General features: G+C 36.2%; 14 protein-coding genes and 2 pseudogenes. 2 read left to right on the forward strand and 14 right to left on the reverse strand.

Annotation, left to right across the window (positions count from 1 at the left end; genetic code table 11):
* Positions 1 to 253: 253 nt before the first annotated feature.
* Both JCM15457_RS10725 and JCM15457_RS10730 read right to left on the reverse strand, forming a co-directional pair.
* Positions 254 to 640 carry a CvfD/Ygs/GSP13 family RNA-binding post-transcriptional regulator gene (locus JCM15457_RS10725; RefSeq protein ID WP_034989954.1) on the reverse strand — a complete coding sequence of 129 codons (387 nt, stop codon included), beginning with the start codon at positions 638 to 640 and terminating at the stop codon, positions 254 to 256.
* Positions 641 to 662: 22 nt separating this feature from the next.
* The gene (locus tag JCM15457_RS10730; protein WP_235725694.1) at positions 663 to 1,244 is read right to left on the reverse strand and encodes a peptidylprolyl isomerase; all 582 of its coding nucleotides are present in this window, start codon (positions 1,242 to 1,244) and stop codon (positions 663 to 665) included.
* 131 nt (positions 1,245 to 1,375) lie between these two features.
* Here JCM15457_RS10730 and JCM15457_RS10735 point away from each other — a divergent pair, with 131 nt between their 5' ends.
* Entirely contained in the window at positions 1,376 to 2,386 is a 1,011-nt protein-coding gene (locus JCM15457_RS10735) for an NAD(P)/FAD-dependent oxidoreductase (RefSeq protein WP_034989885.1), read from the forward strand.
* Positions 2,387 to 2,422: 36 nt separating this feature from the next.
* The gene (locus JCM15457_RS10740; RefSeq protein WP_034989886.1) at positions 2,423 to 3,064 is read left to right on the forward strand and encodes a VTT domain-containing protein; all 642 of its coding nucleotides are present in this window, start codon (positions 2,423 to 2,425) and stop codon (positions 3,062 to 3,064) included.
* A 282-nt stretch (positions 3,065 to 3,346) separates the two neighbouring features.
* On the opposite strand, the gene JCM15457_RS10745 is transcribed toward JCM15457_RS10740, so the two are convergent.
* From JCM15457_RS10745 to JCM15457_RS10795, 12 genes and pseudogenes are all read right to left on the reverse strand, one after another.
* Positions 3,347 to 3,970: a TIGR01906 family membrane protein gene (locus tag JCM15457_RS10745; protein ID WP_034989889.1), complete on the reverse strand. Its 624-nt coding sequence runs from the start codon at positions 3,968 to 3,970 to the stop codon at positions 3,347 to 3,349.
* Positions 3,963 to 4,742: a TIGR01457 family HAD-type hydrolase gene (locus JCM15457_RS10750; protein WP_034989891.1), complete on the reverse strand. Its 780-nt coding sequence runs from the start codon at positions 4,740 to 4,742 to the stop codon at positions 3,963 to 3,965. The genes JCM15457_RS10745 and JCM15457_RS10750 overlap by 8 nt, the downstream gene beginning before the upstream one ends.
* Positions 4,743 to 4,755: 13 nt before the next feature.
* Positions 4,756 to 5,385: a YutD family protein gene (locus JCM15457_RS10755; RefSeq protein ID WP_034989892.1), complete on the reverse strand. Its 630-nt coding sequence runs from the start codon at positions 5,383 to 5,385 to the stop codon at positions 4,756 to 4,758.
* Between the two features lie 30 nt (positions 5,386 to 5,415).
* Positions 5,416 to 6,795 carry a bifunctional metallophosphatase/5'-nucleotidase gene (locus JCM15457_RS10760; protein ID WP_034989893.1) on the reverse strand — a complete coding sequence of 460 codons (1,380 nt, stop codon included), beginning with the start codon at positions 6,793 to 6,795 and terminating at the stop codon, positions 5,416 to 5,418.
* Between the two features lie 17 nt (positions 6,796 to 6,812).
* A pseudogene (locus JCM15457_RS10765) lies at positions 6,813 to 7,422 on the reverse strand (metallophosphatase).
* Positions 7,423 to 7,538: 116 nt separating this feature from the next.
* A pseudogene (locus tag JCM15457_RS10770) lies at positions 7,539 to 8,902 on the reverse strand (amino acid permease).
* 349 nt (positions 8,903 to 9,251) lie between these two features.
* Positions 9,252 to 10,445: an acetate/propionate family kinase gene (locus JCM15457_RS10775; protein ID WP_034989894.1), complete on the reverse strand. Its 1,194-nt coding sequence runs from the start codon at positions 10,443 to 10,445 to the stop codon at positions 9,252 to 9,254.
* Between the two features lie 19 nt (positions 10,446 to 10,464).
* Complete coding sequence (locus JCM15457_RS12460; protein ID WP_235725695.1) at positions 10,465 to 10,725, reverse strand: class I SAM-dependent methyltransferase; 261 nt, start codon at positions 10,723 to 10,725, stop codon at positions 10,465 to 10,467.
* On the reverse strand, positions 10,686 to 11,474 hold the full coding sequence (locus tag JCM15457_RS10780) for a class I SAM-dependent methyltransferase (RefSeq protein ID WP_235725696.1): 789 nt from the start codon (positions 11,472 to 11,474) through the stop codon (positions 10,686 to 10,688). Before JCM15457_RS10780 ends, JCM15457_RS12460 begins: the two co-directional genes overlap by 40 nt.
* Before the next feature lie 53 nt (positions 11,475 to 11,527).
* Positions 11,528 to 11,857, reverse strand: a complete 330-nt coding sequence (locus tag JCM15457_RS10785) for a hypothetical protein (protein ID WP_034989895.1) — start codon at positions 11,855 to 11,857, stop codon at positions 11,528 to 11,530.
* Positions 11,854 to 12,261, reverse strand: a complete 408-nt coding sequence (locus tag JCM15457_RS10790; RefSeq protein ID WP_161633675.1) for a ComGF family competence protein — start codon at positions 12,259 to 12,261, stop codon at positions 11,854 to 11,856. The genes JCM15457_RS10785 and JCM15457_RS10790 overlap by 4 nt, the downstream gene beginning before the upstream one ends.
* A gap of 19 nt (positions 12,262 to 12,280) precedes the next feature.
* Positions 12,281 to 12,538 carry a hypothetical protein gene (locus JCM15457_RS10795; RefSeq protein ID WP_152537322.1) on the reverse strand — a complete coding sequence of 86 codons (258 nt, stop codon included), beginning with the start codon at positions 12,536 to 12,538 and terminating at the stop codon, positions 12,281 to 12,283.
* Positions 12,539 to 12,548 lie beyond the last annotated feature (10 nt).

Consider the following 12,548-nt stretch of genomic DNA (forward strand, 5'->3'; position numbering starts at 1 on the left):
CAGTTTTCAAAGATCTACAAGCATTACATTTTTCCAACGCAACCACTATATGATATCTCGGTTAAACTTAAAAGTCAATATCTTTTTTTGAAACGCCTTAATAAATATTCAGCATTTCTAAATAAAAATACACAATATATTTTTATTAAGTTAGTACTCAACTGCATAAAAGCAACCATTACGCTACCTGTGCATTCGCACCAACAAGAAATATATTACCAACATATTCATTAATGGTCAAGCTTTTTTTATTCTATTTTCTTATATTTGCCAAACTTTCTTCAATCCACCCATCTAAACGTTCTGCAATTGGAGCAAAACCAGTTTCAACATGTCTGCTTGTCCAATAATGTTTATGCTCACACCTAACTTTTGTTCCAATGTTATCTAAACTAGAAGTACTTTTTTCCAAGCACCTCAGCGATAGACTTATTTTTTGTGTGTATTCATCAATATCAATAATTCTAACTTTAACCTCCTGATTAACTTTTAGATATTTGTGGATATCATCGACAAAACCATGTTTGCATTCAGAAATGTGGATGAGCCCTTGCGTATGATCTTTTAGGGTAACGAACGCTCCATAAGGTTGAATACCGGTTATTTTTCCTTCAACAATCATTCCTATCCTATAATTCATTTTTTCTCCCCACATCATAAATTTATTCAAGTATAATCTTCTCAATAACAACGTCATTGATAGGTTTGTCATTAAAATCTGTTTTCACGGCCGCAATTTTGTCAATTATTTCCAGTCCATCGAAAACTTGCCCAAAAACAGTGTGATGATGATCTAGCCATGGTGTCCCGCCTTTTTGGTACATTTCTACAACCTCTTGCGGATACCCAGCCCCATTCATTTGCTCTACCATTTGCGTTGGAAGATTTTTATTTTGTACAATAAAAAACTGACTTCCATTCGTATTGGGTCCCGCATTAGCCATTGAAAGTGCTCCTCTGAAATTAAAAAGATTGTTAGAAAATTCATCTTCAAATGGGGCGCCCCAAATGCTTTCCCCTCCCATTCCAGTTCCTGTAGGATCTCCACCTTGAATCATAAAATCAGAAATAATTCGATGAAATATCCCAGCATCATAGTAGCCTTTCTTGGCTAAAGCGGAAAAGTTTTCAACAGCTTTCGGTGCCTCATCGGGAAATAATGCTACTTCAATATCCCCATAATTTGTTTTAATTGTTGCCTTTGGTCCCTTGATTTTTTCTAAATGCAATTGTGGAAATGTCAATTTAATTCCTCCCCTAATGTTCTTCATATTCTTCATTCTATCTAAAAAACAATTATTTTTCCAATTTAATTTATTTTGTCTCGCAATTATGCTAATCTAGCCTAGTGTAAACAATTGAAAGGAGTATTTTGATGTCAATCCAGAACTACTATGATATTACAGTTATTGGCGGCGGACCTGTTGGACTTTTTACCACTACATACGCTCGCATGCACAATGCAAATGTTCAAATCATTGAAAGTCTCGATCAATTAGGAGGACAAGCAAATACTCTGTTTCCCACTAAGAATATTTATGATATTCCAGGATTCAGTTCTATAAAGGCCTCCGCACTAATTGATCATCTGATTAACCAAGTCAAAATGTTTTCGCCTGATATTTTTTTAAATGAAACAGTTGAAAATCTTGAAAAAACATCTGAAGGTTTTCGAGTTACAACATCCAAACGTGTTACCTACTCACGCTCTGTTATCATTACAACGGGCATAGGGTCATTTCAGCCTCGTCGGCTTGCTGTTGCTGAAGCACACAAACTTGAGGGAAATCAGCTTCGCTACTTTATTCAAGATCCCCAAGAGTTCAAAAATAAAGATATTGTCATCGCTGGGGGAGGCGACTCAGCTGTTGATTGGGCATTGGAGCTTGCCCAAACGGCCTCTTCATTGCACATTGTTCATAGAAGAGATCGGTTCCGTGCATTAGAAGCTAATGTTGATAAATTAGCTCAGACAGATACTATTTTTGACACCCCTTACTTAATCAATGATGTTCAAAAACGTAATGATGATAAAATTAACATTACTTTGAAAAAGGTGAAAAGTGACGAACAAAAGAGGATAACAGCAGATTATCTGTTAGTAAATTACGGCTTTATTTCCGATAACAAATTACTCCATTCTTGGGACTTGGAAACTGAACACAATTTAATTACCGTTGCACGTAATATGGAAACTTCAATACCAGGTGTTTTCGCAGCTGGAGACATTGTATCCTATTCCGGTCGAGCAAACTTGATTGCAACGGGCTTTGGCGAAGCGCCTATCGCTGTCAACAGTGCTATGCGCTACGTTTATCCTGACTTGCGTCAAGCTGTCCATAGTACACAATTAATGAAGCACTTCCTTGCAAAAGAGGATAAATAAAAAATTCTACTATATTTAGCCAGTAAGGAGTACCCTATGAGCTTTCTAATCGATTTTATCATACACATTGATTCACACTTAGTTACCATTGTAAACACATTTGGCAACTGGACTTACCTAATTCTTTTTTTAGTCATTTTTATTGAGACTGGGGCGGTCATTATGCCATTTCTTCCCGGTGATTCACTACTTTTTGCGGCCTGCGCACTCGCAGCAAACCCAGAGTATCATCTCAACGTTTGGCTTTTTGCGTTCTTATTTTGGATTGCTCCACTTTTAGGTGATTCTCTAAACTTCTTCATAGGCCAAAAAATTGGCTCAACAATTAATGATACCTCATTTTTAGGTCGGTTCATCAAAAAGGAAAATCTGGATAAAACGGAAGCATTCTTCGAAAAACACGGCGGCATTGCTATTTCACTGGCTCGGTTTATGCCAATAATTCGTACCATGTCGCCCTTTGTGGCCGGTGGAAGTGGTATCCATTACCGTAAATTCTTGCGCTATAATTTTCTAGGTGCAACCGCATGGATGATGCTTTGCTGCAGTGCAGGTTATTACTTTGGTAACTTTCCAATCGTGAAAAAGCATTTTTCACTAATAATTATCGGCATTATCATAGTTTCTTTAATTCCTGCCATTGCTGCAGGATTAAAGAAGCGTTTTTCTAAGAAGTAGGACAAGTTAGAACGATATAAACAAAAAATAGATTATTCAAAAAGAACCCACGACCAAAAAAACACGCGGGTTCTTTTTGAATAATCTATTTTTTCATTGATGTGCTTTGGATGTTCAAAAGTTACCTTTTACGACAACTAATTGGCTTTTTCAAACTCATTTTAGCCACACAATTAACTTAGCCATAAATTGCTCGTAATCAATCCTAGGCTAAGTCCATAATTCACTGTCAATACTTAAACTATAATAATTATTGCAATATTTTACTCCACCTATAACACGCTACAAGCTTTTACGTCCGCACAAAACACCAAACCAAAATAAAAACTCCAGCACCAAAAAGAAAACAACAAAACAAGCCATGAAAAATGTATCCGGTAACGCATTTATGATCGGGTCTAAAGCAGGATCAAAAAGCCAATCATTATTTCTAAAGAGAATACGATGAAAATCCACAAAAAAAGTATTGAATTGGAGTACCATCATAACTGCCGCAAATGCGACCGCAGCCATTGCAAGCTTAAAAGGTAAAATTAGACGCCAAAACTGTTTTCTGCGTTTTATTTTAGCCAAAAACAAAATACTCACAGGTAAAGTAACCAAAAAGACAAAATGGTTGACTAGAAACAATCTTTTTACATCGTAAAAGTGGCTCAGTCCCTTGTAAGACATTTCTAATGACAAATTGAGCTTATTTACCCAAGGAAAATTCAAAAACTCTAGTAAGCGATAATACTCGCTTATTAGCTGGCTATTAGTCAACCCAACATTCTTACCTAGATCATCATGAATAACAAAAAATTTGTATAGCGGTGTAAAACTGATCGTTAAAATGATACTTAGCGAAATCAAGAAAAGAAATAGACACAGCCATTCAAAAGCTGTCAAAACTCTCTCTTTAGTCATCACTCAATGTCCAATTATCTAGCGACTCGATTTCATAAGTTGGTTTAATTTCTTTTTCCTTAACTTGTTCTGGCGTTGAAACACCTGTGTAAACAAGTAATGTGTCAATTCCTAAATTAATTCCTGCGGTAATATCGGTCATGTAATTATCGCCCACCATAATAACTTCATTTTTCTTTAGTTTCAGCCTATTCAGTGCTTTCTTCATAATAATGGCTTCCGGTTTTCCAATATACGTTGCCTTTTGTTGTGTTGCACACTCCACTAATGCAATTATTGAGCCAGCTCCCGGTACCAAACCTCTTTCATTTGGTAAGTTAGTGTCCGCATTAGTTCCAATAAAGGTTGCACCTCTCTTAATTGCTAAAGTCGCCAATTCAAACTTGTGGTATGTTACATCATAATCCAATCCAACAACTACATAATCAGGATGCTGTTCTTCAAAATAAAATCCTTTATTAGTCAATGCCTTTTTTAACCCAAATTCACCTATCGCGTATACTGCTTTTTTATTCTCATCTAAACTTGCTAGATAATCAGCCGTTGCAAGAGCAGTCGTATAAACATTGTCGGTCGTAACATGAATGTCAAAATTATCTGCTAAATTTTTGACCACAGCTTGTGGTTCCTGTGTGCTATTGTTTGTGACAAACAGGAAAGGAATATCATTTTTTTGCAATTTCTCAATAAAACGTTTAGCAGCAGGAATTTTTTCTTTTCCGCGATACATCGTACCATCCAAATCAATTAAATATCCTTTATACTTTCTCATTGTCTTACCTCATTTATTCGTTTTTACTTTTTTGTCTGATAGTAAAATGTCTCTTTTTTGTATTTTTACTGTGCACCGATCTACTCTTAAGCCCTTGTTTTTTGTCTCTTTTTTTATGAATATCAAATCTTTTTTCTTCGACAAAAGCATGTTGCTTTTTAGTGCTTCTTTTAGAACTTTTCTTAGTGAAACTCTTATTCTTTTCTGAATGTTTAGTTGAATTCCGTTTACGCCCATGTTTTTTATCATTTGCAGAGCGCGTAACCTTTTGGACATCTAAATTATGCAAGATAAAATACGCACATCCGAAATTACAATACTCGTATAAATAATCATCTAAATGAGCAATATTTTGTGATGGAAAGCCCTTATTACTATCGGCTGCATAAAAGCCATGCAGTCGAAGTTGGTCGTAGCCCCAATCACCGACAATATAATCATATTTGGTCAGTATCTGACTGAAACGTTCTTTTAATTTTTCAATTTGAAAACCATCACGCACATTTTTTACCAAAATATACGGGTGTCCGTCAATTGTTAATTCTGTTGAATTTTTCATTTGAATGTCACTTGCATATGCTTTCAATGTTTCAGCTTTTTTTGCAAGTTGAGCTTCTCGTCGTTCCTTCTTTTCACTGTTCATGGATAATCTCCTTAAAAAATGCTGCTCTTATTATACAGGATATTTAGCGCCGAAGTAATCCCCAACAACATCCCTTAAAAAACGGTCACCAATATACTGTGGGTGTCCCACAATTTCTAGAGTTGGGAAAAATGGGCAATAAATAAAATTGTCAACTGTTGCAAACTCATAATCCGCACCCGGATCTAATACTTGTCCATGCCAACTGACGCTTTTGCTTAATGGATCAAACTTTATTCCGTCATACACAATTTCTCCAAAAACTTTACCACGAAAGCCATTTCCTTTAACAACTGCGTGGCGTAAATGATTTCTATTTTTCTCCATTTCACGTACCAAGCGCCATAAGTTATAACCATTTAACCGTACTTTAACTATTCTCATCGGATGCGGCAGTATATGATGCAATTCATAAGCTGATAAAACACCCTGGTGCAGATCACCTAAAAAAAGGCCGCCATTCAGTATTGAAGCATCTGTTTGAGTGACAAACTGAATGGCCTTTAAACTAACATTCATTAATGGAGATCTTTTCAACCATGATCCAGGATAGTCTTTGGGTAAAATTGCAACCTGCTTCTTTTGCAGCAATGTTTCACCTTGCAGCTGATAATGTTCAATTTCAGCAGCATCACCAGAACTTTCAGGCAAAGCGGCCGTCTTGATGACTTCTGCTTTTTTACCAATCAATTTGTGATTATTTAAATCTAGGGTAACTTGCCCAATATATCTCCCCCATTTTCCTGCGGCACAAAGCAGAGTTTGCCCTATCTCTTCACCTTTTTCTAACAAATGATGCGTGTGGCTCCCTAAGACAACATCAAATTCTGGATATTTATTTGCAATTGCCCGATCTACATCAATTCCCAAATGAGACATTAGCACTAAAACATCCACTTTGGGCCGCAAATTTTTTACTAGTTTTGGTATGACATCGTCAACTTTCAAAGGTATCCAATCATTCATGCGGTAGGTTGCAGAAAAAGGAGCTGTACAGGCCAAAAGACCGACTTTAGTCCCCTTATCTGTCGTAATAATTTTGCTGGTATGTGCCCAGGTTGGTGCAGTTCGTGTGCGGCCATTAATAATATTATCTAAAATTACAGGAAAGGCGGCCTGCTCATACATTGCATTCAATTGTTCATGCGAATTGCCAATCCCCTCATTGTTTCCAATCGTAACCGCATCATACCCGATAGTATTCATTAATTCAATATTTATCTTGCCATCAGTCGCTTCACTCAAAGGATGCACTCTGTCCATAGCATCGCCTAAATCAACCGTAATAACGCTTTCTCCTTTTTTATACAGTTGTTTTCGTGTCGCAATAAGGTACCTTCTTATTTTCGGCCAGTTTTCAAAATGTGAATGTATATCATTAGTATGCAGCAGTGTAATTCTCTCATCCATTGCTAACCGTCTTCTTTCTAAATATTTCTTCTCTGAAAATCGATTTTTTTTGCCTCAAGCATTTCAAGAACATCTGAACTGCTAAAAGGGGTTCCAAACTCAATTTTTTTATTCAGATATTCACTTTCAGGCGTATCTACCCCAACATTAATATTATAAAAGGCGTTAATGCTGTAATAATGGACATGGCCATGAAGATTGATACTATTTCTAGAAATCCCCAGCATTAATGGGTAATGTGTCAAAAAAAATTGATAATGCTCAAATTTTATGATACATCCTACATCATGTAAAACAAACTTTTTTTTTACCATTATCGAGTTGGTAATTATTCTTTTCTAAAAACTTAAAAAAGTCTCTAGTGTCGTGGTTCCCCTTTATGATATTCAACTGACCATTCAGCTTATTTAACACAGCCGAAAGTTTAGTAAAACCCTCACGGTTAGAGGTCACCAATCCCACATCGCCTAAATGATATACGACATCATGTGGTGAAACAACTTTGTTCCAATGATCAATGATATCTTGATTCATCTCAGAAGCATTCACATAATTCCGATGTGCAAAATGCATATTGTGCGCTAAATTTTCGTCAAAGAAATGCGTATCTGATGTAAAAAAGAGCATCTTTAACCATCCCCCATTTTAGTTAGGTTACATACTCCAGTCTAACCTTACAACTAACATTCTACAAAAAAAGATGATAAGTTCAAAATAATCACCCATCATCTAGTAGACTAAAACTATTCCATTCGGCGAGCGGCTGACTTTATTGAAAATAAAAGGCCTAGCCAAACTATTGAAGCTATCAATGCTGCTAAAGTTGTTTTATCTAGACACATTATTACTGCAACGAAAATCAGAAAAGCGAGCACTAGATAATCACCCCAAGGGAATAACGGCATTTTAAATTTACTTTTATTATTTTTTTTCTGTAGCTTTTGTTGCTTCTTAAATTTCAAATGAGCAACTATGATCATTCCCCAGATAAACAGAAAGCAAGTGGTTGCCACACTGGAGATGAACGAAAATAAGGCCGTGTTGGGAATAACAAAATTTGCTATTACCGCAAAAGTAATCACAATTGCTGAAAAAACTATTCCATTAGCTGGAACTTGGCGCCGCGATAACTTGCTGAGCCATTTTGAAAAAGAACTGTTATTTTTATAATTTAATGAAAACAGCATTCTGCCTGTACTGAATAAAGAACTATTACATGCCGACGCAGCCGCCGTTAATACAACAAAATTAATGATTCCGGCGGCTGCCGTTATTCCTATGTTTTCAAAAACTTGAACAAATGGGCTTTGCGATGCAGAAATATTTTTCCAAGGATAAATGCTCATTAATGCTAATAAGGAACCAACATAAAAGATAATCACCCGCGTTGGAATTTCATTTATCGCCTTGGGAATAACTTTTTTCGGGTTTTCTGTTTCTGAAGCCGTTACGCCAATGAGTTCGATCCCAATAAATCCGAACGTAACCATTTGAAAAGACAGTAAGAACCCCTTCAATCCTTTTGGAAATAGCCCTCCATAATTTAGCAAATTGCCTAAACTAGCTTTACCAACTGGCGTTTTAAATCCTACTACAACAAGTAAAATCCCAGTTGCGATCAGAGCTATAATAGCGATAATCTTGATTAGTGCAAACCAGAATTCTGTTTCACCAAACAACCCGACTGTAATCAAGTTCATTGTTAATAAAACTGCGATAATAAGCAAGCCTGGCAACCACTGTGAACATTAGGGAACCAATACTTTATATACAAACCTGTTGCTGTAACATCAGCCATTGCAATAGTAATCCAACAAATCCAATATGTCCATCCCGTCACAAAACCAACACTCTCGCCCAAGTAAGTTCGAATAAAATCAATAAAAGAATTTTTCTTGAGATCCGATAGCAGCAACTCCCCCATTGCACGCATTAGCAAGAAACAAATAGTTCCTGTAATCAGATACGCCAGCACAATTGATGGCCCTGCCAAGTGGATTGACTTGCCGGCCCCTAAAAACAGGCCTGTCCCAATAGTCCCTCCCAATGCTATTAACTGAACGTGCCGACTCTTTAACTCTCTTGAAAATTCTTGCTTTGCAGCCATTAAAAAACTCCTAACTAATATCGTGTAACGATTTCTATAATTGTCCATTTAAATAATAAACACAATTAATAGTGTAAACTAATTACTAATTGAAGTAAAATTCAACAAGTTCATTTTGTAATGATAGAATTTCATCTTAAATATAATTTACTTTCTTTAAAATACAACATTCACAAAACAAAACGCCTGTTTCTAACTCAAAAATTTGATACTCACACTATTACAACTTAAATCCAATAAAACTTAAAATATCTTTTTTGTTTAACTTAGGCTTCACGATATACAAAAAGCCGCGACTTTTATTGTCCAACGGCTTTCACAGTTTTAATTTTCTACATTTAGATATTACTTACCTTTTTTCATTGTATAGTTTTTCAACATCCTCTGCAATCATTAACTCCTCGTTCGTCGGAATCGTCCAAACCTCAACATTTGAATTCATTGCACTAATCTTAGTTTCCTTTGCTTTGACTTCATTCAGAGCATTATCAATTTTGACACCAAATATTCCTAATTTATCGCAAATTAATTTTCTAACACGGGGAATGTTTTCACCAATCCCACCAGTAAATACAATTGCATCCAATTCGCCTAGCTCTGTAGCATATGCTCCAATGTATTTTACAATGCGATTAACAAAAACTCTAAGCGCAAGATCTGCTCTTTCGTTTTTCTGATGAATTTCCATAATTTCTCTCATATCTGAAGATACTCCAGAAATTCCTAAAATGCCTGACTTATTATTTAACATTTTAAGTACACTTTTAGAGTTAACCCCTAATTTCTCTTCAAGATAAATTAGCATAGATGGATCGACATCACCCGATCTTGTCTGCATTGCTATCCCAGATACTGGTGAAAAACCCATGCTTGTATCCAAAGACTTGCCATTTTGAATAGCACATACCGACGCCCCCGAACCAAGATGTAGAATAATAACTCTTTTATTTTCTTTGTTGCATTCAGTTACTTTTAAGAAGCGCTGTAAAACGTAACGGTAACTTATTCCGTGTGCTCCAAATTTTTGAACATGAAATTTTTGATAATATTCATACGGTATCGCATAAACAACGTTCTCTTCAGGTATGGTCTGGTGAAAGCCTGTATCAAAAACTGCAACACTCAACGCATTAGGCAATTCTCTTCTGAAAGCTTTAATTGCCATAATATTAGCAGGGTTGTGCAATGGCGCAAATTCCACCAAATCTTCCATTTCCTTCAGCACAGTATCATCAATAACTATCGATTTTGCAAAGTGATTTGCGCCATTAACGAAACGATGCCCTACTCCTTTTATCTCGTCCAGTTTATCAACTATCTTATATTCAGTTAAAATCCCTAAAAGTTTATCGACTGCTTGCTGATGATCTTTTATTGTTAATTCTTCAGAAAAATCATCTCTCATCGTTGTAATTGACAGCCGTGCATCCTTAAAACCAATACGCTCAATCTGACCTTTAGCAATAACGTCAGCTCTTGGCATTTGAAATAACTTCCATTTTAGTGTGGAGCTGCCTGCATTCACTGCTAAAATTTTAATCATTCTCTTTTCTCTCCAATTACTAATCTAAATTTTTATCAGCCCAATTATCAATACGCTCCAAGAAATGGGCAAATTCTTCTTTATTTTTCAGTGGTGGAAAATCACCGATAAGAACTTGTTCAACTTGCTGGCCTTTACCACCATGCTTTTGCAGCAGCAAGAGAGCTTTTTCGCTATTTTTATCCACAAAAAGATCCTCTGGCAGATTCAACATTCCTTGAAAATAAGCTTGCTCTTGAATTACATGCAGCAGCCCCTGTGTCTCTTTTGTTTCAAACAACCCTCGCGGTACAATGAAGAAACCATAACCACCTGGACAAGTTGCAACAATGCCTGTTCGATAAGCAAATGATGCACATATGAGTGACCTTTTTTTGCACGTGTCTTGAAATTAACAACCTTTTCATCCAGTGGATAATATCCAACCGGTAAATCGCTCACAACAGCATCTACTTTGGGGGTTACCAAATTGTCTATCGCGTCTTGGTGGAAGAGCTCAGTCGGAGTTTTTTGTAAACGCGCACTCATACTTGCAATTGACAACAATGTATCGTCATTGTCTACCCCATAAAGCTTAACTTCCTTGTAACCGTTTGTCATCATTCTGTAGTAAATCGTGCTTAACAGATTCCCAGTTCCAACACTAATATCCAAAATTTTGTAACTTGCATTTTTAATCAGGACTTTTTCCAAAAGATATTCTACTAAAAAACCAATTGTATCAGGTGTCATTTGATGGTTAGCCTGTATCTTATCGATTTGGTTAGCTTTCACGAGCGCAAACTGAACAACTTGTCGCAACTCTTCTGGTGCCATGGACATGGCTAACAATTGCTCATAAAGAGCTGTAAGCTGCTGTCTGACTTCCGCTGATGGCTTTCCATCTTCAACCAAAAGCCGCCCTCCATCTGCAAGATTATCCCCTGTTTCAATTATTGCATCTAAATACGAAACAGTTAAATCTTTTTGGAGAAGGTCAACAGCTTGCTCAAATTTTTTATAAAATCGTTCTATCTTTTCTAATGTCAATTAGCACACCTCAAGTATTAAATTACTTGTCTTAGTTTAACGATTCTTTCGCGTTATTTCAAGTCTGCCACCTTTTGTCGCTGATACTCAAAATCGTATTTCATTAAAGTTTTTAATTCAATAATTTCTTTGTTATCCATTTTCACCGTAAAATGATCACTCTTTTTTGTGACACTCCCATGATTAAACCACATAACTTCATTGTTGCTAATTCCATTAGCTAAAGCTAAATTACGCATTGTCCGAGCTATATTATAGTTTTTCATATTTTGATATCCCAGCACTTGCTGGCGGTAATACAGTACTTGAGCACTAAAAACTATTCCCAAAATACTAGCTACAACTATTCCTGAATATAATAGGTGACCCTGTATTTTCTTCACTCACCCATCTCCTTTTTTGACATGACAATATGGCAAATATAATTGTGCCCTTTCATTTGAACTCGCATCGTCAAAGTTGAATCCTCATATTTCGTCGTAAAAGTACTAACCTCGTAGAGTAGCGGCATATAGCCAGCTTCAATTCCTGTCATTCTAAGCACATTGTTTTTACAGGATAACCGATAAAATTTGTCCTTAGTTGGACTATAAAACCTTACCATATTTTCACCAGCCACAAATTCTAACGCTAAGTTGTCAGAGCCGATTAAATCAACGAATTGAGCCCATTCAAAATCATCACTTGATCTTGTTTGCTTTAATGCTATATCCGAACTCTCAAACGCAACCCCTAATATACTGAACGTCATCGCTGTTATCAGCAATGCACTTATAGTTTCAATCATTGTAAAGGCAGCACTTGTTCTACTTATTTTGAATTTTGACTTCAATCGCCCCATAACGACTTTTAGCAGATAATTTTTTAGGGGAATGTATTGCCTCATTTTGAGAAAGCACCTTCTCCTTAGCAATCAATATTTTTTTACTTTCATTGAATAAATTTTCTGAAGCTTCATATTGAGCCACCATCTCTTTTTTGTTTTGCATAAGAAAACGCTCATTCTCACAAAAAATAACAATCGTCACACTAATAGCAAAAAGTCCCACCATCGCTTCTGCCATTGAATAAGCC

The organism is Liquorilactobacillus sucicola DSM 21376 = JCM 15457, assembly GCF_000612445.1.
In the GTDB taxonomy this organism is placed as follows: domain Bacteria; phylum Bacillota; class Bacilli; order Lactobacillales; family Lactobacillaceae; genus Liquorilactobacillus; species Liquorilactobacillus sucicola.